18 protein-coding genes are annotated in these 26,366 nt (G+C 66.1%); 7 read left to right on the forward strand and 11 right to left on the reverse strand.

The window, feature by feature from the left end; genetic code table 11:
* Positions 1 to 89: 89 nt before the first annotated feature.
* From O3684_RS02380 to O3684_RS02395, 4 genes are all read right to left on the reverse strand, one after another.
* Complete coding sequence (locus O3684_RS02380; protein WP_500064889.1) at positions 90 to 1,184, reverse strand: BMP family lipoprotein; 1,095 nt, start codon at positions 1,182 to 1,184, stop codon at positions 90 to 92.
* A gap of 152 nt (positions 1,185 to 1,336) precedes the next feature.
* Positions 1,337 to 3,640: a bifunctional metallophosphatase/5'-nucleotidase gene (locus tag O3684_RS02385; RefSeq protein ID WP_500064890.1), complete on the reverse strand. Its 2,304-nt coding sequence runs from the start codon at positions 3,638 to 3,640 to the stop codon at positions 1,337 to 1,339.
* A 68-nt stretch (positions 3,641 to 3,708) separates the two neighbouring features.
* Positions 3,709 to 6,003, reverse strand: coding sequence for an ExeM/NucH family extracellular endonuclease (locus O3684_RS02390; RefSeq protein ID WP_500064892.1), 2,295 nt, complete (start codon positions 6,001 to 6,003; stop codon positions 3,709 to 3,711).
* A 274-nt stretch (positions 6,004 to 6,277) separates the two neighbouring features.
* Positions 6,278 to 7,402 (reverse strand): GuaB3 family IMP dehydrogenase-related protein, encoded by a 1,125-nt coding sequence (locus O3684_RS02395; protein WP_500064893.1) that lies wholly within the window; start codon positions 7,400 to 7,402, stop codon positions 6,278 to 6,280.
* A 100-nt stretch (positions 7,403 to 7,502) separates the two neighbouring features.
* Between O3684_RS02395 and O3684_RS02400 the strand changes: the two genes are divergently transcribed.
* Positions 7,503 to 8,255, forward strand: coding sequence for an exonuclease domain-containing protein (locus O3684_RS02400; RefSeq protein ID WP_500064894.1), 753 nt, complete (start codon positions 7,503 to 7,505; stop codon positions 8,253 to 8,255).
* Positions 8,256 to 9,476: 1,221 nt separating this feature from the next.
* Here the strand turns inward: O3684_RS02400 and O3684_RS02405 are convergent.
* The 6 genes from O3684_RS02405 to O3684_RS02430 all read right to left on the reverse strand — a co-directional run bounded on the left by O3684_RS02405 (position 9,477) and on the right by O3684_RS02430 (position 16,303).
* Positions 9,477 to 10,166, reverse strand: a complete 690-nt coding sequence (locus O3684_RS02405; protein ID WP_500064895.1) for a transaldolase family protein — start codon at positions 10,164 to 10,166, stop codon at positions 9,477 to 9,479.
* Between the two features lie 88 nt (positions 10,167 to 10,254).
* Positions 10,255 to 11,421, reverse strand: a complete 1,167-nt coding sequence (locus O3684_RS02410) for a macrolide family glycosyltransferase (RefSeq protein ID WP_500064897.1) — start codon at positions 11,419 to 11,421, stop codon at positions 10,255 to 10,257.
* On the reverse strand, positions 11,414 to 12,052 hold the full coding sequence (locus tag O3684_RS02415; protein WP_500064899.1) for a TetR/AcrR family transcriptional regulator: 639 nt from the start codon (positions 12,050 to 12,052) through the stop codon (positions 11,414 to 11,416). The genes O3684_RS02410 and O3684_RS02415 overlap by 8 nt, the downstream gene beginning before the upstream one ends.
* Positions 12,053 to 12,365: 313 nt before the next feature.
* Positions 12,366 to 13,889 (reverse strand): IMP dehydrogenase, encoded by a 1,524-nt coding sequence (gene guaB / locus O3684_RS02420; RefSeq protein ID WP_500064900.1) that lies wholly within the window; start codon positions 13,887 to 13,889, stop codon positions 12,366 to 12,368.
* A gap of 101 nt (positions 13,890 to 13,990) precedes the next feature.
* Positions 13,991 to 15,265, reverse strand: a complete 1,275-nt coding sequence (locus O3684_RS02425) for an AGE family epimerase/isomerase (RefSeq protein ID WP_500064902.1) — start codon at positions 15,263 to 15,265, stop codon at positions 13,991 to 13,993.
* 117 nt (positions 15,266 to 15,382) lie between these two features.
* Positions 15,383 to 16,303, reverse strand: a complete 921-nt coding sequence (locus O3684_RS02430) for a MerR family transcriptional regulator (RefSeq protein ID WP_500064903.1) — start codon at positions 16,301 to 16,303, stop codon at positions 15,383 to 15,385.
* Between the two features lie 299 nt (positions 16,304 to 16,602).
* Between O3684_RS02430 and O3684_RS02435 the strand changes: the two genes are divergently transcribed.
* Entirely contained in the window at positions 16,603 to 16,899 is a 297-nt protein-coding gene (locus O3684_RS02435) for a WhiB family transcriptional regulator (protein WP_003790481.1), read from the forward strand.
* Positions 16,900 to 16,988: 89 nt separating this feature from the next.
* Entirely contained in the window at positions 16,989 to 17,801 is an 813-nt protein-coding gene (locus O3684_RS02440) for a DsbA family protein (protein WP_500062628.1), read from the forward strand.
* Between the two features lie 1,194 nt (positions 17,802 to 18,995).
* Here the strand turns inward: O3684_RS02440 and groES are convergent.
* Positions 18,996 to 19,292 carry a co-chaperone GroES gene (groES, locus tag O3684_RS02445; protein ID WP_003790486.1) on the reverse strand — a complete coding sequence of 99 codons (297 nt, stop codon included), beginning with the start codon at positions 19,290 to 19,292 and terminating at the stop codon, positions 18,996 to 18,998.
* A 241-nt stretch (positions 19,293 to 19,533) separates the two neighbouring features.
* On the opposite strand from groES, the gene O3684_RS02450 reads away from it, so the two are divergent.
* The 4 genes from O3684_RS02450 to O3684_RS02465 all read left to right on the forward strand — a co-directional run bounded on the left by O3684_RS02450 (position 19,534) and on the right by O3684_RS02465 (position 26,356).
* Positions 19,534 to 20,775, forward strand: coding sequence for a THUMP-like domain-containing protein (locus O3684_RS02450; RefSeq protein WP_500064904.1), 1,242 nt, complete (start codon positions 19,534 to 19,536; stop codon positions 20,773 to 20,775).
* 65 nt (positions 20,776 to 20,840) lie between these two features.
* Entirely contained in the window at positions 20,841 to 22,010 is a 1,170-nt protein-coding gene (locus O3684_RS02455) for a glutamate--cysteine ligase (RefSeq protein WP_500064905.1), read from the forward strand.
* A gap of 147 nt (positions 22,011 to 22,157) precedes the next feature.
* The gene (locus tag O3684_RS02460) at positions 22,158 to 24,788 is read left to right on the forward strand and encodes a bifunctional lysylphosphatidylglycerol flippase/synthetase MprF (protein WP_500064906.1); all 2,631 of its coding nucleotides are present in this window, start codon (positions 22,158 to 22,160) and stop codon (positions 24,786 to 24,788) included.
* Entirely contained in the window at positions 24,785 to 26,356 is a 1,572-nt protein-coding gene (locus O3684_RS02465; RefSeq protein WP_500064907.1) for an alpha/beta hydrolase, read from the forward strand. Before O3684_RS02460 ends, O3684_RS02465 begins: the two co-directional genes overlap by 4 nt.
* Positions 26,357 to 26,366 lie beyond the last annotated feature (10 nt).

Genomic DNA, 26,366 nt, shown 5'->3' on the forward strand with positions numbered 1-26,366 from the left:
TTCGACCTTCCCCAGCCGGTGGGCGCACCCCGCCCCGATGCCCGTGTGGGGCCGACAGCGTCACCGCCGCCAGCCCCACACGCATCGCATCACTTCGGGGCGTTCTGCGATTCGATCACAAGCTTGCCGGACTTGATGTCGTCCGTGAGCTTGCTCAGATCCGCCTTCAGCTCGGCGGACACCTTGTCGTCGAAATCGTGGAACGGAGCGATCGAGACACCGCCGTTAGCCAGGGTGCCCACGTACGGGGTCGCGCTGAACTTACCGTTCACGGAGTCCTGAATCGCCTGCTCGACCGAGGCACCGATCTCCTTCATGACCGAGGTCAGCACGATCGAGGAGTAGTCGGGGTTCGCCTCGTACCAGTCGGAGTCAACGCCGATGATCCAGGTGTTGCCATCCGCCTTCGCTGCCGCCGCAGCGCCCAGGCCGACCGGGCCCGCGACGGGCATGATGATGTCCGCGCCCTGAGAGATGAACTGCTGCGCCTGCTCCTTGCCCAGCGTCTGATCGTCGAAGGACTGGGTGAAAGAACCGTTCTGCGTGGCCTTGTCCCAGCCGAGCAGCTGGACGCTCGTCCCCTTGGCCTTGTTGTAGGCGGCGACCCCATCGGCAAAGCCATCCATGAACACCGTCACCGAGGGGATCTGGATGCCACCGAAGGTCGCGACCTTGCCGGTCTTCGTCATGCCGGCGGCGACGTAGCCCGCCAGGTAGGCGGCCTCGGCCGTGTTGAAGAGCAGCGGGCGCGCGTTCTCCACCGTCACCGTGTTGTTGTTGCCATCGTTGAAGCTGGAGTCGACGAGGGCGTAGTGCAGGTCCTTGTTCTCATCCGCAGAGGCGTGGATGGCCTTCTCCAGGTTGAAGCCAACGCCGATGATCAGGTTGCAGCCGTCGGAAACCATGGACTCCACGTTCGGGTTGAAGTCGGCATCCGAGTTGGACTCGGCCGTGTTGATCTGGATACCGAGGCTGGACTGGGAGGCCTTGAGGCCGTCATAGGCGGACTCATTGAATGACTTATCGTCCCAGCCGCCGGCGTCCGAGACCGCACAGGCCTTGAACGAGCTGGCGTCCTTCGTCCCCGTGGACTGGCTGGTGGTGGCCCCTCCGCCGCCACCGCAGCCGGCCAAGGCGAGGGTTGCGACTCCCGCCGCGGCGAGGAGCTTCGTGAGGTGCTTCATGAGTGTTTTCCTCCGTTGATGTGGATTCTTCCTTGAACCGGTGGCGGCGCGAGCCGCGGATCGTGTCCGCGCAGCCGTCGCGCGAACATTTGTCATGATCGACTTTTACGTCTGATCCGAGTGTCTCGCGCCGCCTCCGCGCCTGTCAAGGGCTACTTGTTCTCGCTTTGGTAACGATTGGCGCGGCGACGGGCAACCAGCCCAGCACCACCGATCGCTGCGACAAACAGCGCTCCGACCAGGCCCTCCATGTCCGCGCCCGTGCGGGCCAGGGAGCTCTTGGGAGCCTTCGCGTTCTTGTGCTGCGTCGGAGCTGGCGCCTGGTTGCCGGACTGGGAACCATCCGCAGCATTAGCCGAAGGGCTCGGGGCGGGCGCCGACGTACCGGCACAGGTCACCGGGATCGTCAGACCGTCCCCAGCCTCGACGACCGTCGCGAAGTCGGTGGCAACCGTGACGGGTACGTTCACGACCTCTCCGGCTGCCTTGCCCTCGCAGGCACCCACGACCGTCACGTCCACTCTCGCCTGGCCAGCGCCGTCCGTCGTGATGACCGAGGCAGCGTCGGAGGCATGCGCATCCACGAGGGAATTGTTCACCTCGGCCACGGCCTGCGCTCCCCCGGCGCTCACGCGCACCTTCGTGGTGATGGACGGCCCCTCGGAGAAGGACAGGCCACGCAGCGGGATCGTCACCGTCGAGCCGTCGGCGACCGCCTCGGTGGGTAGGGTCAGGCCGATCGAGGACTTCGCCTCGCGCGGCGTCAGGCCCCCCGCATCCTGGAGGGAGCGGGCCGCCGTCCCCGAATGCGCGCCCAGGTAGGCGTTGAAGGAATCGCGGTCCAGGTTTCCGTTCGTGGTGGCCGCTCCCCCGCGGGTCAGCGCGTCGAAGGAGTCGCCGCCAGCGAGCAGGAAGGTCACGGACCCAACCGTGTACGTCGCGTCAGCCTTCAGCGGCTCGCCGTTGATCGTCACCGACGTGATGCGCTCACCGTAGGGCTTCGCCGGATCGTAGGTGTAACGCACGTTCGAAGAGAGGCCGAGCTTGAGCATGGGCCGGGAGTTCTGCGAGTTCAGGTCCGTCTTCCACTGCTGCTCGAGCGCGTCCTTGACGTCCGCCCCCTTGAGCGTCACGTACCCCAGCTCGTTGGAGAACGGCTCCACCTCGTAGGTCTGCGCGTACGTGATCGTCCCATCCTCGTTCGGCACCAGGTCGGCGCGCAGGCCGCCCGCGTTGATCATGCCGATGTCGACGCTCTTTCCGTCCGGGGTGAGGATCGTTTCGCGCAGGGAGTCAGCGACCAGGTCGCCCAGGGAGGATTCGATGCCTCGGTTCGATCCGGGATCCGTCGCCCCCTCGGGGGTGGTGAAGACGCCGCGCCTGAAGGGCTCCGTGTACCCGGTGGCGACGACGCGCTTGCCGGCTTCCTTCGAGTCGGCCTCGGCCTTATCGACGATCGCCTGGGTGCCCGGGTCCGCACCGCACTGGGCGACCTCGGCGGCCGGGATGAGGATCGAGTCCGCGCTGGTCACTTGGCGCGTCGCGGGGTCGATCGTCAGGCGGATGAGGCCCAGGTTGTCCGTGTAGGAACCCGACGCGATGCCCGCCAGGCGCGGGTTCGCGGAGTTGAAGGCCTCGACCGAGTTGACATGGTCGAACTCGTAGGGCACGTGCGTGTCCCCACCCATGAGGCCGTCGACGTCCTTACCGACCTTCGTGTAGTTGTTCTTCACGTCGTCATCGAGCATGGCGATGACGACGTCCGCCGCTCCGCTGGTCTTCAGCTTGGCCGCCAGGGAGTTGATGCGCGCAATCGGGTCGCTAAAGGTCAGGCCCTCCGTCGTACCGGGGCTCAGCTTGTAGGGCACGTCCTGCGCGATCGCCCCGATGAAAGCAACCTTCATGCCCGAGGGCGACGTCCACACCTTGTAGTCCCCCAGGTAGGGGATGCCGTCCCCGTAGGTGCCCATGCCCTCAATGTTGGCCCCCAGGTAGGGGAAGGTCGCCTGCACGAACTCACTCGGGTTCGAGCCGTCGACGCGCTGCTTGAAGACGGCCTGCCCCATATCGAGCTCATGGTTGCCGATCGTCGAGGCCAGCGGATTCATCGTGTTGAGCGCCGCGATGGTCGGATTGTCCTTGAGCGCGCCCGAAATGTAGGGGGATGCGCCGATATTATCGCCCAGCAGCGTGAACGAGGAGTTGGGGTTCGTCGCGCGCGCCTTCTTCAGATAGCAGTTCATCGCGGGCAGCCCGGCCTCGCGCACGACGCCCTTCTTGGTGACCTGCTGGATGTGTCCGTGTACGTCCGTCAGGGTGTAGAGGTCGAGGGTGATCGGCGCGGCCTCGTCCTGTGAGGCCTCGTCCTGCCCGGCCGCGAGCGCTGCGGCTGGCAGGGACGCCAGGGAGAGGGCGGCCACCGAGGCGAGCGCGAGGCGAGTCCATGGTTTGCGCATGGGTGTGTTCCTTTCATTGGGGCAGCGCCGGCGGCGCGTCCTGCGTGGTGCGTGGGGGGTTCGTGGGGTCAGCCGCGGCGGCGAACGCGACGCGCGACGAGGAGGAGGCCGCCCGCTGCGGCGAGGAGGACACCCAAGCCCACCGCTCGGTCGGCACCGGTGCCGGTGCGCGGCAGGTTGCCTGGGGTGCCGGTATGGCGCGAGGGCGTCGTGCGGGGCGAGGCCGTGGCCCCCTGGGAGAGGCCGCGCTGGGACGCCGGGGACGGGGCCTGGGACGAGGCAGGGGCCGGGCTGGGGGTATCCGTGGGGGCGGCGGTTGGGTCGGCACTCGGTGTCGGGGCAGGATCCTCTCCGCCGCTCAGGGTGAGCCCGATGAGCTCGGGGTTGTGATCCGAGGAGCGGTAGGGGTTGTCGGCCTCGACGGACAGGAGGGCATTCATGCCGGCCCGCGAGTATTCGAAGGCGATGGACTCTTGGGCGTTGACGGCCCAGCTGGTCACCCCCGCGAGGAGCGGCTTGGCGGCCGCGTTGGCGAAGACGTGGTCGAGCGATCCCGAGCGCCCCGAGTAGACGTAGGAGGCCTCTCCCGCGCCGGACACGTGCACCCAGCCCGCGGCCTCGAGGGCCTTGATCGGGTCCTCCTGGGAGTAGGAGTTGAAGTCGCCGACGAGCAGGGTCGGCTTGTCCGAGAAGCGGGTGGCGAAGGACGCCAGCGCCTCGGCCTGGGCGACGCGGATCGCGTTCGCGTTGCCCTGCCCATCACCGTTGTCCGTATTGCCGGCGGGCGCGCCCTCCGGGACGGATCCCTTCGACTTGAAGTGGTTGGCGATGACCACGAAGGATGCGGGCGCGGATCGCTCGGCGGTGACGCGCGCGAACTCCTGAGCGAGAGGCTGGCGCGCCAGGCCCGTAAACGCCGGATCGTCGTCAATGAGCGACTCACCGACGGGTGCGACGGTCGCCGGCTTGTAGATAAACGCAACGCGGATGACGTCCTCGGCCGCGGGAACGGTCTGGGGCGAGGGTACGTACGCCCAGGTCCCCGCTCCCGCCGCCTTGTTGAGGGCCTCGACGAGGCGCGCCAGGGATGCGTCGCGGTCCGTACCAACGCCCACGGCGACGGGATTTTCGATCTCCTCCAGGGCGACCACGTCGGCCCCCAAGGCATTGATCGCCGAGACGATCTTGGCCTCCTGGTTCGCGAAGGCCTCGCGCGAGAACGCGCCGCGCACCTTGCACTTCTTCGCCACAACGAAGGCACCCGTACGGTCGGGGTAACCCGTGCATCCGGCCTCGTCCACGCCCAGGTCGGAGAAGTAGTTGAGGACGTTGAAGGTCGCCACGCGCGTGTCGCCTCCGACCGTGGGGGCGCTCGGACGCTGCCCCGTGATGGTCACGGGCGAGCGGTCCGGATGCCCGGCGACCATGGAGGTTGGCTGGAAAACGAATGCCCTTTGCCTGGGTTCGAGGACAACCGGCCCCGCGAAGGACACGTGGTAGCCGACGCGCGCGGGCGAGCCGTTAGCCAGGTAGGCGTAGGCGACCTCGGTGGCGGCCCCCTTCAGTAGGTTCGTGTTCGTTCCGTCGTCGAGGGCGATGACGCGTGCGGCGTTGGCCGCCTCGTAGTCGCGGGCCGCCTGCCCCGGAGCGACCACGTCGGTGGCCGAGCGCAGCGGGCTCTCACCCGGGGTGAGGGCGAGGGTGCCGTATTGGTTCGTCTGGTAGTTGTCGGTGATGGTCCACGTGCCCTGGGGCGCGAGGAGCATCGACTCGTAGGGTTCTGCCTGATCGGGGGTAGGGACGCCGGTCACCGGCGTAGGGGTCACGGCCTGACAGCCCTCGACGTTGCTCACGGAGGTCGCCGCCAACTGGGTAAGGCTCTGCGGGTTTCCCTTCGCGGTCGTCGCGGGGAACTCACCAACCGTTCCGGTGACGCGCACGCACGTTCCGACCGCTGGAACCTGGCCGTTCTTCCCCGCGTAGACAAACAGAGCGTCCGAACTCGCGCGTCCCTCATCCCACGCGCCGCCCGAGCCGGGGGTCTGGATCGTGTAGCCGTCCAGCGTCGCGCCCAAGCCGGACTCGGCGGCCGGGTACGCGGCCGTCACAACGCCGACCGTCGTCACTGTAGCCCCCACCATCGCGGAGTCATCCCCCGCACCCACGGCCTGAATATCGGGGATCGACGTATCGACGAGGCCTGGGCTGGCATCGCCCGACTGCTCGACCTGCGCGGCTCCCGACTGGCTTGCTTCCACCGCACCCGCTTGGCCCGCATCAGCCGCCCAAGCGGCGGGCACAAGCCCGATCGCGGACAGCGCGAGCGCGCCAAGTACAGCTAGTGATCGTGTCCCGCACTTCATCGGGATGTCCTCTCAACCTCACCTCACCGTGAGGGGCCGACGAGCCCCGTGCCGCAGGCGTTTTACCAACGGCAACACGAGTTATGACAAGTGTAAGCTCGCGCGCACGTGTGCGGAAGATGCTGAGAATATTCCCGAAAATACAAGGCGTTTCCGGGCGAGCGTGCACCCGACAGCGCGAAGCGGCCCCGACCTCGTCAAACTGAGCCGACGTCGCGGCGCTCCCCTGGCCTCGTCATACCCAGCCCCGGCCTCGTCGCTGAGCGAACGACGGTCAGGACGCCGAGTACGGGGAGACGACCACCTGGGCGCGCTGGAGGTCCTTGACCTCCGCGTACCCCGTCGAGGCCATGGTCCGCTTGAGCGCGCCAATAAAGTTCAGTGATCCATCCGCGCGGGTCGAGGGGCCATAGAGGATCTGCTCGAGCGTGCCCGTCGTACCCACGTGGACGCGCTGGCCGCGCGGCATATCCGGATGCGTCGCCTCCGACCCCCAGTGCCAGCCGCGCCCCGGAGCCTCCTCCGCGCGGGCGATGGCCGCACCCAGCATGACGGCGTCGGCACCGCACGCGATTGCGCGCGACAGGTCACCGGAGCGGCCAATGCCGCCGTCCGCGATGACGTGCACGTAGCGGCCGCCGGACTCGTCCATATAGTCACGCCGGGCCGCCGCCACGTCCGCGATCGCCGTCGCCATCGGCGCATGCACACCCAGGGACTGGCGCGTCGAATGCGCCGCTCCCCCGCCAAAACCGACGAGGACGCCGGCCGCTCCCGTGCGCATCAGGTGCAGGGCAGCCGTGTCCGTACACACGCCGCCGACGATGACGGGGACGTCCAGCTCGTAGATGAAACGCTTGAGGTTGAGCGGCTCGCTGCGCGAGGACACGTGCTCGGCGGACACCGTCGAGCCGCGGATGATGAACAGGTCGACGCCCGCGTCCACGACCGCGCGCCAGTACTTCTGCACGCGCTGAGGCGAGAGCTTGCCGGCCACGACCACGCCGGCTTCGCGCAGCTGCTTGAGGCGCGCGGTGATCAGCGAGGGCTTGATCGGCTCCGAATAGACGCGCTGGAGGGACGCGATCGATTCCTCCTCGCCCAGGTGAGCGATCTGATCAAGAATCGGGGCGGGATCCTCGTAGCGGGTCCACAGTCCGTCCAGATCCAGGACGCCGATGCCACCGAGGCGGCCGAAGGCGATCGCGGTTTCCGGGCTCATCACCGAGTCCATGGGGGCGGCCATCACGGGAATGTCGACGTGATAGGCGTCGATCTGCCAGCCGACGTTGACGTCCTCGGGGTCGCGCGTGCGCCGGGCGGGCACGAGCGCTATGTCGTCCAGTGTGTAGGCGCGCCGTCCGCGCTTGCCACGACCGATTTCCACTTCGTCGCTCATGACCCGATTCTACTGCCTACTTCCCGCTTCTACCGCCTCCGGGACGCAGATGTGCCCACCCTCTGCCACACTGGAGTCACCGGCAAGGCTAGGAGCAATCATGAGCTGGATCGACGACCCGTGGATGGGTTTTGACACCGAGACGACGGGCGTGCGCGCGCTCAAGGATCGCCTCGTCACCGCCGCGCTGGTGCTACGCATCGACGGCGCGTCCTACCGCAGCGGTGTCAGCGCCCCCGACCAGGTCGCCACGTGGCTGACCGATCCGGGCGTCGAGATCCCCGAGCAGGCCACGGCCGTCCACGGCATCACGACCGAGCAGGCGCGCCGCGATGGCCGCCCCATCGAGGAGGTCCTCCACGAGCTGGCCGGCTCCATCGTCGAGCACTGGCTGCGCGGCTACCCGGTCGTCGCATTCAATGCCACCTACGACATCACACTGGTCAACCAGGAGCTGCGCCGCCACCACCTGGGGTCCTTCGAGGAACGCCTGGAGGGCGCGCCGATGCTGGTCGTCGACCCGCTCGTCTTGGATCGTAAGCTCGACCGCTTCCGCAAGGGCAAGAAGACGCTGACGGAGATGGCGCCCGTCTACGGGGCGGTCGCTTCCCCGGACGCTCACACGGCCGAGGTGGACGTGGCCATGACGCTCGACGTGCTCGCCGGCATGGTGGATAAGTACCCGCAGCTGGCGTCGATGAGCGCCCTGGAGCTCATGGATTACCAGCTCCAGGCTCACCAGGATTGGGCCGAGGACTTCGAGAAGTACCTGCGCAAGCAGGGCAAGGACGCAACCATCGACCGCGAGTGGCCCCAGATCACGCCGCGAGGCCGCGGCGGCGACCAGGAGTAAGACCACGTCGGGCGGGGGTCGGCGCTTGCCGGCCCCCGTTTTCGTTGTGTCTGAGGTGTCCTCCGATCAGCGCATGCACGAGGCAGTGGCCGGGTTCGGCCGCGGCTAGGTGACGCGAAGGCTTGTGTGAGGTGAGCCTGGCCGAGCAACGCGCAACACGTCACCAGTACGCGCAACACGTCACCAGTGTGGAGGGCGCCGCGAGTAGCGCGGCCTGCCCCCAAAAGTCGCATGCAATTCAATTAAGTGAAGATTCAATAAAGCCTGAAAACGTTGCAATTCCAACGCATATCTTTCAATACCTGAAAGGTTGACAGGGAAATTGCATGCGACATTGTCGGGGAACTATCCCCACGCCCTACACAGGACCAGGCCAAGGGGTATGACACCAGTTAGGGAGGATTACACCAGTTCGGGAGGAATACACCCGAAAGGGAGCATTACACCAGTTAGGGAGTATTACACCACCTCCAAACTGGTGTAATACCCGGCTAAGTGGTGTAACACCACTTAGCAACAAGCCTAAATGCGGACCCACGCGAGTGGGGGCCCAAGTCGTCGGCCGCCAGCTCACATACGGATAGGTAACGAACATCCGGATAGGTAGGGAACATCCGGATAGCTTAATAACCTATCCAGATGCGCATAACCTATCCGCGTGCGCACAACCTATCCGGATAAGCCCAGGCAGAGAGCACCGGCGGCGCCACGAGGTCTGACCGGGCGCACACCACGCGCCACCAGTGTGGAGGGCGCCGACGAGTAGCGATGCCTGTTCGCCCACAAAAGTCGCATGCAATTCGATTAGATGAAGATTCAACAGAGTCTGAAAACGTTGCAATTCCAACGCTGTAAATTCATGGTTTGAAATAGTCACAGGGGAATTGCATGCGAAATTGGTGGGGATCAGCGGTGAAGAGGCGCGAGGGCTGCAGGTGACGTGGGCCTGGCCGGGCTTCGAGCCGACGCGCCGAGCGAAGCTCGTAGCGCGGACGGCGAGCGGGCGGACCCTACGGCGCACGGAACACCGGTGGCGCGGCCAACGGAACACCGGTGGCACAGTCACCAGAACCACCGGTGGCACAGTCACCAGAACCACCGGCGGCACAGTCACCAGAACCACCGGCGGCGCAGTCACCAGAACCACCGGTGGCACAGCAGCAATGCGGGTATGCGAGAGGCCCGGAGGCGAGTCGCCACCTCCGGGCCTCTACGCACAGCTCACTTTTCCTTGATGAGATCCAGCCACGTGCGGCGCTCGCCGACGAGGAAGCCGAAGTCACGGTTCTGGTCCGCGATGGCCGCGTCGGTCGCAGGGTTCTTGATGAGGGCGGCCAGGACGTCGGGTGCGGCGGTAATGGCACCCACGCCCTGGCGGACCAGTTCGAGGACCTGCTCAGAGTTCTTGAAGGATGCGGCCAGGACGTCGGCCTTCAGCTCGTAGGAGCGCAGGGTGCGGTGGATTTCGGAGGCGACGCGCACGCCGTCGATGCCGTAGTTGTCCATGCGATTGACGTAGGGGGCGACGTAGCGGGCGCCGGCCTTGGCGGCCATGAAGCCCTGCATCGAGGAGTGGATGCCGGTTGCGGTCACCTGCATGCCTTCGCGCACGATGCGCGGGATGGCGGCGAAACCTTCGCGCGTGACGGGGAGCTTGATGAAGAGGTTGCCGCCGATCTCGCCGCGCAGGGCGCGGGCCTCGGCGACCATGTCATCGGCGCGCTGGGAGACGATCTGGACGTGCAACTGAGCGCCGTCGGGCAGGAGCGACTTGATGGAGTGCAGGACCTCGAGGGGTTCCTTGCCCTCGCGGTACAGGATCGTCGGGTTGGTGGTCACGCCGTCGATGGGCAGGTATTCCAGGGTCTTGGCGATGGAATCGACGTTCGCGTGATCGATGAGGATGAGCATCTGAGCAGCTCCTTCGCGGTGTTGTGAGTTTTCGCACCCCTAGGATAGCGCGGGCGGGAGCAGCCCAGCGACTGCTCCCGCCCACAGTTCACGCTTGATCGAGCTGTTTAATGATGAGCTTCACCGCTTTTGCGTTGCCCCCTGCGTTCCGCGTCTCTTGGCGAAACTCGGACAAGCGCGCATGGCACTCACGATCCGATAGCACGCGCATTGCCGCCTCACGAAGGACATCGGGAGTTGCTTCGCGGATGTCCAGCGCTTCACCCAATCCCAGTTCCTCCACCCGCCGCGCCACAGTCGGCTGGTCATTACCAACAGGAACAACCAGCATCGGTACACCGTAGAAGAGTGCCTCATTGACACTGTTCATACCGCCGTGGGTAATAAAGAGAGATGCTCGCGAGAGCACCTCGAGCTGCGGAACCCTGCGGCGAACCATCATCGTAGGAGGAACGGGCCCTAGGCTCTCGGGGCGCACCGAGTCGCCGATTGCCATGACAACACGCATACCAGTGCTGCCGAAAGCTTCCACGCACCGACGGAAGAACCGTTCGGATTTGTTGAGTTCTGTTCCGAGAGATACGTAGACGAGAGACCCACTGCCCTCAGGAGGCTCAAATGGCTCACGGCAACGTCCATCGATAGATGCACCTACGAATGCATACCGTGATTGAGGAAATTCATTGGCGTACACCTGGAAGCTACGAGGCGTATAGGTGATGTTGAGAGCAGGGCTATTACGCACAATCTCAGCCTCAAGCTCTCGGAATCGCCAGCCATATTTCCTACTCATAGGTGCAGAGATGAACGATCTCAGGCGCGGAAAACGGAAGATTGAGGTTAGGTACAACCCGCCGTTTCGCCCGAAGTCTTCCAGCACATGCTCATTAAGCGCGAAGGTTGAAAATAGCCTAATGGGGACTATCCCCAAAAGGTCGGCGAGCGCCTTGCCTGATACAAAAAGCATTTCGTAGATCAGGCAGTCGTATTCTGCGCCAATACGCAGCACCGTCCGATAAGCCGCACGCCAGCAGCGCACGCGATCCTGGAATGGACTCGGGGAGATGGGATAGTCATCGTAAGGGACGAAACGTACGCCCGTATTTTCCACCGCTTCTCGCCACGTAGGCGAATGAACATAAGTGACACGATGCCCCATATCAGTGAGCATCCGTGCTAAGCCGAGCGTCGGGTTCGTGTGTCCAGAAAACGGCAAATTCACCATGAGAATGGAGTAGGATTTGCGTTCACTCATAGAAACGACCCACCCCGTTCTTGATAACTGCGATAGCGTCCTCACTGAGTACCTGCGCATCGAAACGCTCGAGGAACGCAGCGATGAAGTCCACCTTTTGACACATTCGCTCATACGTATCCGCAACGATCAGCGGATCGACCCACACATCGACAAGGAGGACCAACACTTCGGCGACTTCATGGGGGAAGATACAGCCGATTTCACCAGACTCCATTCCCTGGCGCAGCATTTGTTCCAGGTGGGGCGCAAGCTTCGTCAGCGAGTGACGCAATGATTCCAGTAAGGCTTCAGGAACCTCACTCACCCAGTTGGCGCGTCCGAGACCACTTTGCGGACTAGACGCGACCATGTGCGTCGCAAGGACCGTCATTCTATCGGTCACCGACGCATCAGATTGCGCAGCAAGGTCTTCGACAAATACGTTGAGATAGCGCCACTCTCCCTCTATAACGGAACGCAGCACCTCCTGCTTTGACGAGAAATGATGATAAATCGCCCCCTTCGACATGCCGCTCGTCCTGACGATATCTTGCATGGTGGTCGTGTCGTAGCCCCTCTCTGCGAAGAGCTGACGGGCGGCTACGCAGATCGCTTCCCGGGCACGCTCGGATTTCTCGGCCTGATTCATACAACCTCCATTCCAAACCGACGGTCGGTTTTACTTTAGTTTCCTCCTCCACCCCCAACAAGACAGCTCACTGAAGAGTCCGGATGACAAGACGGGCCACACTGCCACGACTTGACGAAAGAACCAGCTCCCCGTCCTCTTTACACAGCTCCCCACCCACACAGTCGCCACATAAACCCTTGAATGTTTCCAAGACACAACATGCCCGCTGCCAACTCAGACAGCGCATCTCCCCCGGTCGGCCTTGAAGACAAGAAGCGGGCGGGAGCAGCCCAGCGACTGCTCCCGCCCGCATTGAGCGCTCGACCTGCGACTACTTCGCCGAGGAGGAGTGATAGTTCGGCGCTTCCGTCGTCATCTGGACGTCGTGCGGGTGCGACTCGCGCAGGCCCGCGCTGGTGATGCGCACGAAGCGGCCGTTGGCCTTGACCTGGGCGATCGTGGAGGCTCCCAGGTAGAACATGGTCTGGTGCAAGCCGCCGACGAGCTGGTAGATCACCGAGGCGAGGGAGCCGGTGTAGGGCACCTGACCCTCGATGCCCTCGGGGACGATCTTGTCGTCGGAGGTGACGTCGGCCTGGAAGTAGCGGTCCTTGGAGTAGGACTTGCGCCCGCGCGAGCTCATCGCGCCCAGCGAGCCCATGCCGCGGTAGCGCTTGAACTGCTTGCCGTTGGTGAACACGACCTCGCCCGGGGACTCCTCGCAGCCGGCCAGCAGGGAGCCGAGCATGACGGTGTCGGCGCCGGCCACGAGGGCCTTGCCGATGTCGCCCGAGTACTGCAGGCCGCCGTCCGCGATGAGCGGGACTCCGGCGGGACCGCAGGCCTGGGCGGCCAGGTGGATCGCGGTGATCTGGGGGACGCCGACGCCGGCGACGACGCGGGTGGTGCAGATCGATCCGGGGCCCACACCGACCTTGACGGCGTCGACGCCCGCGTCGATGAGCGCCTGCGCGCCCTCGGTCGTGGCGACGTTGCCGCCAATGATGTCGATGCCCTCAAACGTCGGGTCGGCCTTGATGCGGCGGATCATGTCGAGGGCCAGCTGGGCACCGCCGTTCGCGGTGTCGACGACCAGGACGTCCACGCCGGCCTCGGCCAGGGCGGTGGCGCGCTCCCAGGTGTCGCCCCAGTAGCCGACGGCCGCGCCGACGACGAGGCGGCCGCGCGAGTCCTTCGTGGCGTTGGGGTATTGCTCGGTCTTGACGAAGTCCTTGACGGTGATGAGGCCGGTCAGGTGGTCGTTCTCGTCGACGATGGGCAGCTTTTCGACGCGGTGTTCGGCCAGCAGGTGCTTGGCGTGTTCACGGGAGATGCCGACCTGTCCGACGACGAGGCGGTCGCGCGGGGTCATGCAGTCGCGCACGCGCAGGGTGGCCCACTCATTCTGGGGGACGAAGCGCAGGTCGCGGTTGGTGATGATGCCCAGGAGGGCGCCGTCCTCGTTCACGACGGGCAGGCCGGAGACGCGGTAGTGGCCGCAGAGGCGGTCGAGTTCATCGATGGTGGCGTCGGGGCCGACGGTCACCGGGTCCTCGACCATACCGGATTCGCTGCGCTTGACCTGGCGGACCTGCGCGGCCTGTTCCTCGATGGAGAGGTTGCGGTGGAGGATACCGATGCCGCCCTGGCGGGCCATGGCGATGGCCATGCGCGCCTCGGTAACGGTGTCCATGGCGGCGGACAGGAGCGGGACGCGCAGCGAGATGTTTGTCGTCAGGCGACTGCTCGTGTCAACGGATGAAGGAACGACGTCCGTGAGCTCGGGAAGGAGCAGGACGTCGTCGTAGGTGAGGCCGGTCAGGCCGAAAGGATCATGTGTTGCGAGTTCTCCCATGGGCCAATTGTAGGCGGTCGGTGACGCTTTCGCGTCCTCGCCTCCACGCATATCCCACAGCCGGGCATGAATGGAACGAGGCCGGGGCGCCCGCGCGGCCCTCAGGAGGTCACGCTGGGGGCGGGCTGGGAGGCGTAGCGGGCGGCGGTTGCGCCGGTGACTGTGAGATGGATCGGGGCGGCGCCTCGTGCCAGCATGCGGGCGGCGGTGAGGGCGTCGGGGCGCCCCTCCCACACGAGCATGGAGACGGAGCCGTCGGGTGCGACTTCGTGGATCCAGCGTCCCATCCCGGCGCGGGCGTGGGAGTCGGCCCAGGCGACGGCGCGGGCGTAGTCGACGGCGAGGTCCTCGGCGCGCGAGGGGTCCACGACCTCGGCGAGGACGCGGGCGGCGCTGGCGGCCTCGCAGACGACCCAATGCATGCGCTGGGGGGCGGCGACAACGCCTATGGGGTCGAGGGTGTAGACGATGCCACCCACGCCCTCGTCCGTCCACCCGTCGGCGAGGGCGCGGTCGTAGAGCGCGGTCGCGGTGTCGATCATCCAGGGGCCGGGCTTGTCGCCCATGTGGGTGAGAATGGCATGCACCTGCCCGATGAGGCGGGCGGCCTTGAATCCGAGGCCGGGGAGGGTGTCTCCGGGACGGATGAGCTCGACGGGGGCTTGGTCGGCCGAGGCGGGCAGGGGGCGCCATTCCGCGTCGTAGAGGTCGGGCAGTGCGAAGCCGCAGCGCGCGGCGATCTCGCCGACGAGACGCAGGATCGAGCGCGCGCGGTCGAACCAGACGCGCTCCCCCGTCGCTTCCCAAGCGGCCAAGTAGGCCTGCGCGGTGTCGAGGTTGGTGGAGAGGCGACGCAGGGGCGAGCGCTTGCCAGTCGCGGCCTCGATCTCCTCGCGCACGGCACCGGCGCACGGGTCCCACCAGCGCTGATCCTGGTCCGCTTCAAGGTCGGCGAGCAGATCGCGCGCCTCATTGTGTCCGACCATCAGGGCTGCGGCGGTAGCGCCGATCATCGCTGATTGGGCGCGCTGAGAGAAGATCGCCCGAGGAACGGGGGTTGCACTATTTTCCGAGGTGGGCACGACCTCGGCGTACCAGGATCCGTTCGGGGCGCGCAGGGGTCCGGCGAGGGCGGCGAGGCCGTGGCTGACCAGGTGCGCGGCCCCCTCAATGCCTCGCATCTGTGCGAGGGCGAAGACGTGCGTCATGCGCGCGCTGATGCGCGCGTCGAGCGGGCGTCCGAGGTCCACCTGACCGTCGGCGCGCAGGAAGGCGAAACCGACCCGCGCCTTCGACCGGGAAGCGAAGGCGACGAGCGCGTCAAAATCGGCGTCGAATGCGCGGCGCAGGTCTTCGTTGTTCCAGGGGGCGTTCATGACTGTTCTCCTGCCGGTACGTGCCTTCACGGTATCACCTGACCAGGCGCTGCGGGCGGAGACGGGGGCGCTGAGCGCGCAGTTGAGCGGGCAATTGCGCGTGGACCGCCGCCCGCGTTAGGAGCGGCCGACCAGCTGCAGATCCGCTTGGGGTGCGAGGAGCGCGAGGGCTTCTTCGACGCAGGCGCTGATCGTTCGCACGCGCTGGACGTGTGGAGAGAGGACGTCGGGGGCGTCCGTGCCCACCATGATCGTGGGAACGCCGTAGCGGGCGACCAGGCTTTCGACGGTGTGCGCGCAGGAGGGACCGCAGCCCAGGACGACGGTCAGTGCGGGAACGCCGCCACGCACGTATTCGCGGAAGCGATCGGCGGCGGCGACACCTCCGTATTTTTCGCTCGATAGTAGGCGAACGTCGCATCCGTACCAGGCCAGGGCGACGCCGACGACCTGAGCCGGGGTCTCGTGGAGGGCGTCGCTGACGATTGCGATGCGGTCCCCGCCGATGAGGGCGCGCGTAGGCCGCGACTGGTAGGCGCAGCGGCACACGCGCTGGAAGGCGTTGACGAGCATGATGGCGGGCGAGGATCCGACCGGGTCGCCGCCGGGTGCGGATCGCAGGGATTTGAGGGCGGGTTCGACGAAGCGCGACCACGTATGGACGAGGCCGTGGCTGGCGACCGCCGATTCGAGCACTTCCTCGAGGCGCTCGTAGTCGTCGGCGAGGACCACGGTGCGCAGCTGTGCGGCGTTGTCGGGGCCGGATTGGGGCAGGCGTGCCCGTTCGGCCAGGGCACGTTTGGCCGCCTCGGCGGCGGGCAACCCGGCGCGCACGTGGTGGATCATGGCACGCAGGCGTTCAACGTCCTCGGGCAGGTAGCGACGGCGCGCTCCGGCTTCTCGTTGTGCGGGGCCGAGGCCGTAGCGTCGTTCCCAGGTGCGCAGCGTCGACGCTGACACGCCGAGTTCGTCGGAGACGGAGGAGACGTTACGGGAGCGGTCGGCGAGAGCCGACTGCTCGATGATCGCCCGTGGCATGCCTGCTCCTCTCCGCGGTGTGTCGGCGCTTGTCCGGTACCCCGATTCTTGCGTGTTAGAAGCTGACACGCCACAGGAAAGACCCGACGCACACGCGAAAAGTTGTTCACAAAGTTATTCACTGCTCGTTCAACTCGCGCACCTGAGTTTTATCGGGGTTTTAACAGTCCAGACCCCCACGCGCTGAGAACTGGATCATAATTCGAGAAAGATCCTTGAATAACTACCGCGCAAGTGTCTATTCTTGCCGACATCGTGTGCCGAAAATGTCGGCACGACAGACATGAAGGAGGCACCCAATGACTGACGTCTCCCGTCTGCCCGGACCCATGATCGATGCGTGGGAATGGCAGTACGAAGCGGCGTGCCGTGACCTGGACACCGAGCTGTTCTTCCACCCCGAGGGCGAGCGCGGCTCCACACGCCGACGCCGCGCGGCGAACGCCAAGGCGATCTGCGCAACCTGCCCGGTGATCGAGCAGTGCCGGTCCTACGCTCTGGCCGCCCAGGAGCCCTACGGCATCTGGGGTGGAATGACCGAAGAAGAACGACGCGAAGAGATCCGTTCCTCCGGGCGCGGTCGCCGCGTCTCCTAACGCGCATCCATTGTTCGGTGCGGCATCGCCACCGCGGTGCCGCACCTTTTTACTGCCCGCCCAAACGCCCATCCTCTCCGGGAGCTCGCATGACCGACAACGACAACAAGGCCTCGCAGAACAAGGCCGAGGACGCCCCGACCAACCTGTACAAGACGCTCTTCTTCGTGACCGCGCCGATCACGGCGATCCTTGCGGGCGCTTGCGTGTGGATGGGCGTCCAGCTCTCCTCCACCTCTCCGGCGAGTCAGGCCACCCCTGCGGCGACGCCCACAGCGGCCGCTCAGATGCCGCAGAATTCGGAGACTGCGGCTCCCAGCCAGACGAACGCGAACAACCTGGAGATCATGAAGTCTTTCGTGCGTCACCAGGCCGATGACCCGCAGGCGAAGGGTGATATCAACGCCCCGGTCACCATGGTTCTCTTCTCCGACTTCGCGTGCCCCTACTGCACGAAGTACGCCCAGGAAGTCGACCCCGCGCTGGCCGACCTCGTTGCGGATGGGACGCTGCGCGTGGAGTGGTACGACCTGGCGCAGATCACCGAAACTTCTCCCCTGGCGGCCCAGGCAGGCATCGCGGCCGGTGAGCAGGGTAAGTTCTGGGAGTTCCACGACGCGGTCTACGCAGCGGCCGACCCGACCGGTCACCCGCAGTACTCCGAGCAGGCACTCGTCGATTTCGCAGCCCAGGCGGGCGTGCCCGACTTGGACAAGTTCCGCGAGACGATGCTCTCCGACCACACCGTTTCCAAGGTGAAGGCAGCCAAGGAACAGGCTCACCAGGCGGGCATCAGCGGCACGCCCACAATGTTCATCAACAAGGCGTTCGTCAGCGGCTACCGTGACGCTTCCTACATCCGCAACACGATCCTCGAACAGGCGGCACAATCCGCTTCCTGACGCGAGGACCCGCGCCACGATGATGGGATTATTGGACTCACTGTGTTGGTCGCGGCTCGGTCCCAGACATCGTCGAGGGCGGTGTCGTTGGGCTAGCGCGCTCGCGCCACAGCTCCTCCGATAGGATGCGCCCCATCGGGAGGATTCCACCTGATCGGAAGCATTCAACCCGTTCGGGAAGCTTCCACCCGATCAGAACGGGTGGACTCTTCCCGATCAGGTGTAACACTTCATCGGGCACAAGCGTTCTCGCGGAGCCGGCCGACCGCGCCCCTGCCCGTCATTGCTGGCGACACCCTAATGGCGTTTATCGGCACACCGTCGGGCAACCCTGTACCAGTGAGGGGCCTTGCAGCCGTGAGGGAGCCTGACACCACCGGTAATGGTGGGGGGTTTTGCAGCATGAGGAGCCTCCTTTCGGCGTGTCGCCGGCATGTCGCGCCCCTAGTGATGCAAATCCCCCTGTTTGGTAGCGGTGAGGTCGTGATTCAGGGCGGTGAAGTCACGGTTCGGGGCGGTGAAGTCACGGTTCGAGGCGCTCAGGTCGTGATTCAGAGCAGTGAGGTGCCCAAATCGCAGACCACCTCGGCGAAAAACGTTGAAAACGGTCTGTCGTGGGCGAGGTGGTCTGCGTTTTGGGCACAACGGTGCCTGGCCTCATGTACAGCTTGCACGCGAACCCGCTCATGCAAGCGCTAACCCGCGGTATCGCACATCAACCCTCTATTTGGAGTATGGGCGGGCTGCCCAGGCGTGATTTAGCGGGCCCACGTGCGCATTAGCGGGCCCACGTGCGCGGCGAGGAGCGCAGGCAGCTAGCACGCCGGCGAACTGCACCCCTGAACCTGAGTACCCAAACCAGGCCACGCGTTCGCCCACACACCGGGCATGCGGGGGTATTCATAACCCCACGACGAAACAACCACCTTCAATGTTAATTTTCGACAACCAGCAAACCGAAAAGTCACCACGAAACCAACGCGTTTGTCTATCCTTCACGTTGGCTCACGCCACCTTCAATACCGATTTTTCCGCACTAACAAGCCGAAAAGTCGCCACAAAATAAATACATTTTGTCCTTTAACCCTTTATCCTTTACCCCCGATGACGAGCGGCGCGGGGAACACAAACAAAAAGGGCGGCCCGGAAGGATTCCTTCCGGGCCGCCCCTGTAGCGTTCAGTATGCGAAGCGCTCAGCGCTCCACGACCGCCAGCACGTCACGCGAGGACAGGATCTGGAACTCCTGGCCGTCGTACTTGACCTCGGTGCCGCCGTAGCGCGAGTAGATGACCACGTCGCCGACCTTGACGTCGACGGGAATGCGGTTGCCGTTGTCGTCCACGCGGCCGGGGCCCACGGCGATAACTTCGCCTTCCTGCGGCTTCTCCTTGGCGGTGTCCGGAATGACCAGGCCGGAGGCGGTGGTCTGCTCGGCCTCAACCTGGCGGATGACGATGCGGTCCTCGAGGGGCTTGATGGAGATCGACATTGTCGCTCCCTTTCTTTTTTGTCACGAAGGTGCTCGTCCGTTCCCTGCCGTCGCGGGGGTCAGGTGCGGGACCGGTCGCGGGTTTTCCCGCGCTTCCTCCACGAGTGTAGGCGCGGTCCTGGCACTCGGGCAAGCCGAGTGCCAGGCGCGTTCACCCTGGGCGAGACTCGGCCCGCACTATCCGCACCCGACCGCACACCCACAGACGACCTCGCCGCCGAAGAGATGGGACAATGAGCAGGTGAGCGCCCTGACCCCAATTCTGTCCTCCCCCGGCTGGGAGCTGCTGGAATCCCTGCAGGCCAAGCAGGCCACCAACCCGATTCCCCTGCCGGAGCTCGGCTCTGCCCTGCGAGCCTCCGGCCTCGACGCGGAGCTGGTGGTCGCCGTCCTCACCCAGCTCGCCCTGCGCCAGGCTGCGCGCGCCAAGTTCGGCCCCTTCGCCTCGCACATGGTGTTCACGCGCGACGGCCTCGAGCAGGCCACGCGCCTCGTCGTGGCCGCCCGGCATGCCCAGCGATTCCGGGACTGCGGGGCGAGCCGCGTCGCGGACCTGGGCTGCGGCATCGGATCGGACGCCATGGCGATCGCCGGCCTCGGCATGGACGTGCTAGCCGTCGACATCGACCCCGACGCCGCGGGGGCCGTCGCCGCGAACCTGCGCGCCTTCGAGGGATCCGAGGTGCGCCTGGGGGACGTCACCGACCTCGACATGGGCGAACTCGCCGCCGAGGGCATCGACGCAATCTTCGCGGATCCCGCCCGACGCACGGGAGCCTCGCGCGGATCGGCGCGCATCACGGACCCGGAGCAGTGGTCGCCTCCCCTCTCTCTCGCCCTCGGCTGGGCCTCCACGATCGACCGCGTCGGCATCAAGGTGGCGCCGGGCATCGCCTACGAGCACATCCCCTCCTCCTGGCATGCACAGTGGGTGAGCGTGGGCGGTGACCTCGTCGAGGCCTCGCTCTGGTCTCCCGCGCTGTCCCCCGAGGGGCGGGGCCGTTCGTGCCTCCTCCTCGACGAGGCCGGGGCCGCCCATTCGCTTTCCACGCCCGAGGGCTTCGCGCCGAACGCGCCCGCGCCCCGCGTTGAGGTCGCTCCCCTGGGCGCGATGGTTGCCGAGCCCGACAGCGCGGTCATCCGCGCGGGGCTCCTCGGACGCCTCGCACAGGACGTCGGAGCCGGCATCGTCTCCGACAAGATCGCCTACCTGACAGGGGATGACCTGCCCGACTCCCCCTTCTTTGACCGTTTCGAGGTCCTCGCGGTGACCAACCTGCGGGCAAAGGCAATTTCTGTCGAGCTGCGCTCGCGCGGGGCGGGCAGCGTCGAAATCAAGAAGCGCGGAGCGGACATCAACCCGGACGACCTGCGTAAATCCTTGAAATTGGGCGGCGGAGGCGAGCAGCTGACCGTCATCGCGACGCGCGTCGACGGGCGTCACCGCGCGATCATCTGCCGACGGTTGGCTAAAAACCTGTAAGGAAGCTCTCGGCCGCCACTGGGTCCCTGCCTGCCAGAATGGAGGCAGCCAGCGAAAGGATCGACATGTCTTTGCCCTTCGGTTCCTCCCAGCGCTCCACGATTGGTATCGAGTGGGAGCTCCAGCTCGTTGACCGTGATTCCCACGACCTGCGTCAGAGCGCGGACGCCATCATCGACCGCGCGACGAGCGACGGCAAGCTCTACCCGGGCGTGCACCGCGAGATGCTGCTCAATACGATCGAGGTCGTCTCGAAGCCACGCGCGACCGTCGCCGAGTGCATGGCCGACCTCATGGATTGCGTGAACTACCTGACTCCGCTGGCCTCGGACCTGCGCATTGACCTGGCGACCGCCGGCACGCACCCCTTCGCACGCCCCGGCCGCCAACGCGTCACCGATTCGCAGCGTTACGCGCAGCTGGTCGAGCGCACCGCCTACTGGGGACACCAGATGCTCCTGTACGGCGTCCACGTCCACGTCGGCGTCGAGGACCGCGCGAAGATCCTGCCGATCCAGGCCGCCCTCACCGCGCACCTGGGCCACCTGCAGGCCATCTCCGCGTCCTCCCCCTTCTGGGCGGGTGAGGACACCGGCTACGCATCCAATCGCGCGATGGTCTTCCAGCAGCTTCCCACCGCCGGCATCCCGCGCCAGTTCGCCACGTGGGAGGACCTTGAGGCCTACACGGACGACATGATCCGCACGGGTGTCATCGAGGGATTCGACGAGGTCCGCTGGGACATCCGCCCCTCCCCTGCCTTCGGCACGATCGAGAACCGGGTGTACGACGCGGCGACGAATGCGACCGAGGTCGGCATTTTCGCGGCCTTCACCCACGTCCTCGTCGAGCACTTCTCGCGCCTGTACGACGCGGGCGAGCCGCTGCCCGTCCTGCCGGACTGGTTCGTCGCCGAAAACAAGTGGCGCTCCGCCCGCTACGGCATGGATGCGACCCTCATCGTCTCGCGCGACGGCACCACCGAGAGCGCCCGTGACGGCATCGCACGACTGAAGGAGGAACTGGCCCCCGTCGCCGAGGACCTGGGATGCGCGCGCGAGTTCGCGGGCCTCGAGACGATCCTGGCGATCGGCGCGTCCTATGAGCGTCAGCGCGCCGTCGCCGCGGCTGCCCGCCCCGGTCAGGGCCTCGACGCAGTGGTGGATCTCATGCGCGCCGAAATGAGCGCTGGACGCCCCCTCGCCCTCGCCGAATTCGCGACTCTGAACGCCTGAACTCAGCCGACATGTGCCCCACGCCTCCACCCGGGCGTGGGGTTTGTCATCATCGCCACACGTTCCCAGCACACTGTCAGCGCACTCCCAGAACACCGCCGTATCCTTAAAGCGGCCGTTAAACTGAAGCTGAGAGGACACTCGCCCGTGGTGCAGGAAGCAACGCAGTCACCCGAATCTGAACACGAACCATCTGCGCTCGCCAAGGTCCTCGCCCCAATCGGCGCCACCCTGCAGACACTCTGGCTCCTACTCTCCTCACTCACGCGACTCACCGTCCGCTGGCTCTCACGCTGCCCCGCCACTGCGGTCCTGACTGTCGCGCTCATGATCACCTCGGCGTCCTACTGGGTGTGGCGCGGCCAGTTCCAGGCCCTCGAAGCCGACCCGTCCAGCCCCCACTGGTGGGCCATCCTCTCCTCCGTCGGCGCGGTTCCCGGCAGCTTCATCGCGACGGCCGTGCTCGGCATCATCGTTATGATCGTCGCGGGCGGTGCGGCCGAGCGGCACCTGGGTACCCGCGCGTGGATCGCCGCCGCCGCGGCCGGACAGGTCGTCGGCGTCGCCGCCACCTGGCTGACGCTGCCGCTCCTCACCCGTTTCTTCTCCACCTGGGGACACACCATCGACGCGGGAAGCCTGTGGGGCACCAGCCTCGTCCTCGTCGCGCTCGTGGGTGCGGCCGCGCAATCGCTGGCCTCCCACTGGCGCTGGCGCGCCCGTTTCCTTCTCATCGGCATCCTCGTCCTGTCTGCCGCAATCCTCGGGTCCGCGATCTCCTACGCGCGCGTGTGGGCTCTCCTCGCGGGCATGGTGGCCGCGCGGCTTGCTGGCGTGCGCGGCCCGCACACCGACTCCCTCGACGACATCACGATCGGCCGCCAGCTCGCCTCCGTCTCCGCCCTGTGCTGGGCGTGCGCGGCCACCCTGACGGTCGTAGCCTCGTCCCCCGAGGGCCCCCTCGGGCAGATGCGCTGGTCGCTGGGACCCGCATGGTGGCTCGAGGGCCGCACGGGCATCATCGCAACCCTCCTGTGTCTGGCACCCATCACACTTCAGCTCATCTTCGCCTACGGCTTGCGTAAGGGTCGGCGCGCCGCCTACTACGGCACCCTCATCCTGCAGCTCGTTCTCGGCCTCTCGACCGTCGCGTCGACGGCTACTGCCCTCGCCCAGGGCACAGACGAGAACGGCATGGCCCGGCCCGAGCTCGTGACAACAGCGTCGCTCCTCCTCGTCCCCGTCATCCTCAACATCGCCCTGTGCGCCATCACGTGGTCGGTGCGCCGCTCCTTCACCATCCACGCGGTGCCCTCCACGACCTCGACCCTGCTGCGCCGCTGGCTGATCCTCATGGCGGCCTGCGCGGGCGCCGTCCTCGTCCTCGGTTTCCTCACGAGCGACTCGTTCGTTCCCCTCGACGCTATCAACTCCGGCGACGATCTGACATCCGCCTACTACGCTTCGCCGTTGCAGATCTTCCACGATTACGTGCTCGCTCTGCTCCCCACGGCAACCGCCTCGATCTTCGAGCCGTCCCTCGTTCCGATGACCCTCTTCGCCGAGGCACCGGTCCAGTGGGTGCCTCTCGTCGCCTGGGTGGGCACGCTCGTGATCATCCTGAGCGCGCTGCTGGCCAGGCCTCGTATCCCGCAGTCCTCGCCGCTCGAGCGCCTCACGCCGCTCCTGCGCGCCCACGGCGGCGGCACGCTCGGATGGATGCAAACGTGGGCGGGCAACCAGGTGTGGGTGTCTGAGTCGGGCGAGGCGGGGGCCGCCTACCGCGGGTCGGGCGGCGTCGCGCTGACGGTCACCGACCTCGCGTACGAACCGGGCAAGGCCACCGAAGCCATCGCACAGTTCGCGTCCTTCGCGTCCTCCGCGGGCCTGACCCCCGCGCTCTACTCGGTCCACGAAGAACTCGCGCAGGCCGCGCGTGAGGAGGGCTGGACGATCATGCAGGTCGCTGAAGAATCCCTGCTCGACCTGCCCGATCTTGCCTTTAAGGGCAAGGCCTACCAGGACGTGCGCACCGCCATGAACCACGCGACCCGCGAGGGCGTGTCGGCTGTGTGGACCACCTGGGACGAGTGCCCGGCGGGGTGGCGCGACCAGATCACCGCCATTTCCAACACGTGGAGCGCCGACAAGGCCCTGCCCGAGATGAGCTTTACGCTCGGCGGTGTGCGCGAGCTCGCGGTTCCCGAGACGCGCATCCTGGTCGCCATCGACGAGGAATCGACGATCCACGCCGTGACCTCATGGCTGCCGATCTACCGCGACGGAACGGTCATCGGCCTCACCCTGGACGTCATGCGTCGGCGCACGAGCGGGTGGCGCCCCGCGATCGAGTTCCTCATCGGCAAAGCGGCCCTGGCCGCACAGGAGGAAGGCCTGGAGATTCTCTCCCTGTCGGGCGCTCCCCTGTCACGCTCGGCCGACGACACCTCGGCGTTCGGGCCTCTCACCGACGCACTCGCGGCGATCATGGAGCCGCTCTACGGCTTCACATCGCTGCACGCGTTCAAGCGCAAGTTCAAGCCCCGCACACAGTCCCTCTATCTAGCGGTGCCGGATCCGGCCTCACTCGCAACCGTCGGCCTGGCCATCTCGCACGCATACGTGCCCCACGTATCCCCCGCGCAGACCCTCACGCTTCTCGCTTCGGTCAGCGGCGGACTGACCAAACTCGCCGCGAAGGGCGTCGGCGATCTGCGGTCCACGCGCGCGGCCTCACGCGAGGGCGCGCAGGCCCAGGCCGGAAAGGACAAGCAATGAGCGTTATTGGAAACATCCCGCTGACCTCGCTAACAACACTCGTCGTTGTCGGAGCGCTCGCCCTCGCCGCCCTGCTGGGAGGGGCGGCCCTGCTGGCGCGCTCTGAGCCCTCGCGCTGCCCGGGACGCGCGAGGCGATGGCTGGGTCGCACCGCCATCCTCCTCGTCCCCACAATCCTCCTCGCGTCGGCGGGTGGGCTGGTCTTCAATCGTTCGCTCGTCCTCGTGAAAACCAGCGGCGACCTGGGAAACCTCATCATGTCGACCGTCGTCGGCTCAACCACCCAAACCGGCGGTGAAGCCGACGTCGAGGCGCAGTCGGCTCCCGCATCCGAATTCGATGCAACCTTCACGACCGCCGACGACGGAATGCTGGAAACCACCTGGACCGGCCCATCGAGCGGTATTACCCAACCGGTTGACGTCATTACACCGACCGGCTATTCAACGAACGATGGCAAGAGCTACGGCGTTATCGAGCTCCTGCACGGTTACCCGGGCGGACCCGACGGAATCCTGCAAGGCCTCGGTATCCAACAGGAACTGGACAAGGCCATTGCCGCCGGCATCATCCCGCCGGCGATCGTCGTCGCCCCCGGTCTCAACGTCGATGAAGAAGCGCACGACTGCGCTGACATCGAAGGGCGCCCAGCCGTGTATACGTGGGTCTCCCACGATGTCCCCGAGATGATTCGGCACAACTTCCCCAACACGACGTCCAACCGCGATGGCTGGATGATCGGCGGCTTCTCCGCAGGCGCCTACTGCGCGATCTGGACCGCTCTGCGTACCCCGCAGACCTACGGGGCTGCCGCGTCGCTGTCCGGCTACGACACGCAGATCGAGGGACAGATGACCAACCAGGGGGACCAGTACCTCGCTGACAACACGCTGTCGACCATGCTGGCGAATCGTACGCCGGACGGGCTGCGCATCTACGCGATGGCAGCCGGAGACGACGCGGTTGGCGGCGCCTACACCGCTCTCAAGATGGCTTCGGCCGTCAAAGATCCTGACTCGGTCACCACGGATGTCCCGCCGACCGGCGGACATACGGGCCCCCTCTGGAGCGAACACATCCCCAACCTGCTGGCCTGGTGGGGTTCTTCTGATCGCGTCGCCCGCGCCGTAGGTTCCACGCCGACGGCGGCTACCGCTCAGTCATCCGAGGCCTACGAATCCGTCGTTCCGGTCACCACCGTGACCCACGAAGTTCGGCCAACCGCCCCGAACGGCTACGTGACGCTCGGCATCCTCATCGTCGGGGTTCTGATCTCCCTCGTACTCGCCTGGCACTTCGCGCCGAGCTGGCAGCCGCAGCGCCACGAGGAAAGGACCGACGAGGAGCACGGCGAGCACCACGCGCGTCACCGCGCGCAGCGCTCGGATCGGTTCAACGCACTCCCCGCCCCAGCACTGAGCGCGCTCGCATACCTGGCACGACTCACCGCGCTGGGCACCGCAGTCGGGAGCGCCGCGGCACTCATCGGCATTGCCTCCAACATGGTGGGTGGCTTCTACACCTCGTGGAGCTCGATCGCCGAAAGCTTCGTGGCCGGCCTGCGCTAACAGCGCGCCA

It is taken from the genome of Pauljensenia sp. 20925_1_27 (genome assembly GCF_041432835.1).
Lineage (GTDB): Bacteria > Actinomycetota > Actinomycetes > Actinomycetales > Actinomycetaceae > Pauljensenia.

Bases quoted from the DNA above. Each gene is read 5' to 3' on its own strand.
- O3684_RS02380 (WP_500064889.1), bottom strand. From the start codon at position 1,184: ATGAAGCACCTCACGAAGCTCCTCGCCGCGGCGGGAGTCGCAACCCTC.
- O3684_RS02385 (WP_500064890.1), bottom strand. From the start codon at position 3,640: ATGCGCAAACCATGGACTCGCCTCGCGCTCGCCTCGGTGGCCGCCCTC.
- O3684_RS02390 (WP_500064892.1), bottom strand. From the start codon at position 6,003: ATGAAGTGCGGGACACGATCACTAGCTGTACTTGGCGCGCTCGCGCTG.
- O3684_RS02395 (WP_500064893.1), bottom strand. From the start codon at position 7,402: ATGAGCGACGAAGTGGAAATCGGTCGTGGCAAGCGCGGACGGCGCGCC.
- O3684_RS02400 (WP_500064894.1), top strand. From the start codon at position 7,503: ATGAGCTGGATCGACGACCCGTGGATGGGTTTTGACACCGAGACGACG.
- O3684_RS02405 (WP_500064895.1), bottom strand. From the start codon at position 10,166: ATGCTCATCCTCATCGATCACGCGAACGTCGATTCCATCGCCAAGACC.
- O3684_RS02410 (WP_500064897.1), bottom strand. From the start codon at position 11,421: ATGAGTGAACGCAAATCCTACTCCATTCTCATGGTGAATTTGCCGTTT.
- O3684_RS02415 (WP_500064899.1), bottom strand. From the start codon at position 12,052: ATGAATCAGGCCGAGAAATCCGAGCGTGCCCGGGAAGCGATCTGCGTA.
- guaB (WP_500064900.1), bottom strand. From the start codon at position 13,889: ATGGGAGAACTCGCAACACATGATCCTTTCGGCCTGACCGGCCTCACC.
- O3684_RS02425 (WP_500064902.1), bottom strand. From the start codon at position 15,265: ATGAACGCCCCCTGGAACAACGAAGACCTGCGCCGCGCATTCGACGCC.
- O3684_RS02430 (WP_500064903.1), bottom strand. From the start codon at position 16,303: ATGCCACGGGCGATCATCGAGCAGTCGGCTCTCGCCGACCGCTCCCGT.
- O3684_RS02435 (WP_003790481.1), top strand. From the start codon at position 16,603: ATGACTGACGTCTCCCGTCTGCCCGGACCCATGATCGATGCGTGGGAA.
- O3684_RS02440 (WP_500062628.1), top strand. From the start codon at position 16,989: ATGACCGACAACGACAACAAGGCCTCGCAGAACAAGGCCGAGGACGCC.
- groES (WP_003790486.1), bottom strand. From the start codon at position 19,292: ATGTCGATCTCCATCAAGCCCCTCGAGGACCGCATCGTCATCCGCCAG.
- O3684_RS02455 (WP_500064905.1), top strand. From the start codon at position 20,841: ATGTCTTTGCCCTTCGGTTCCTCCCAGCGCTCCACGATTGGTATCGAG.
- O3684_RS02465 (WP_500064907.1), top strand. From the start codon at position 24,785: ATGAGCGTTATTGGAAACATCCCGCTGACCTCGCTAACAACACTCGTC.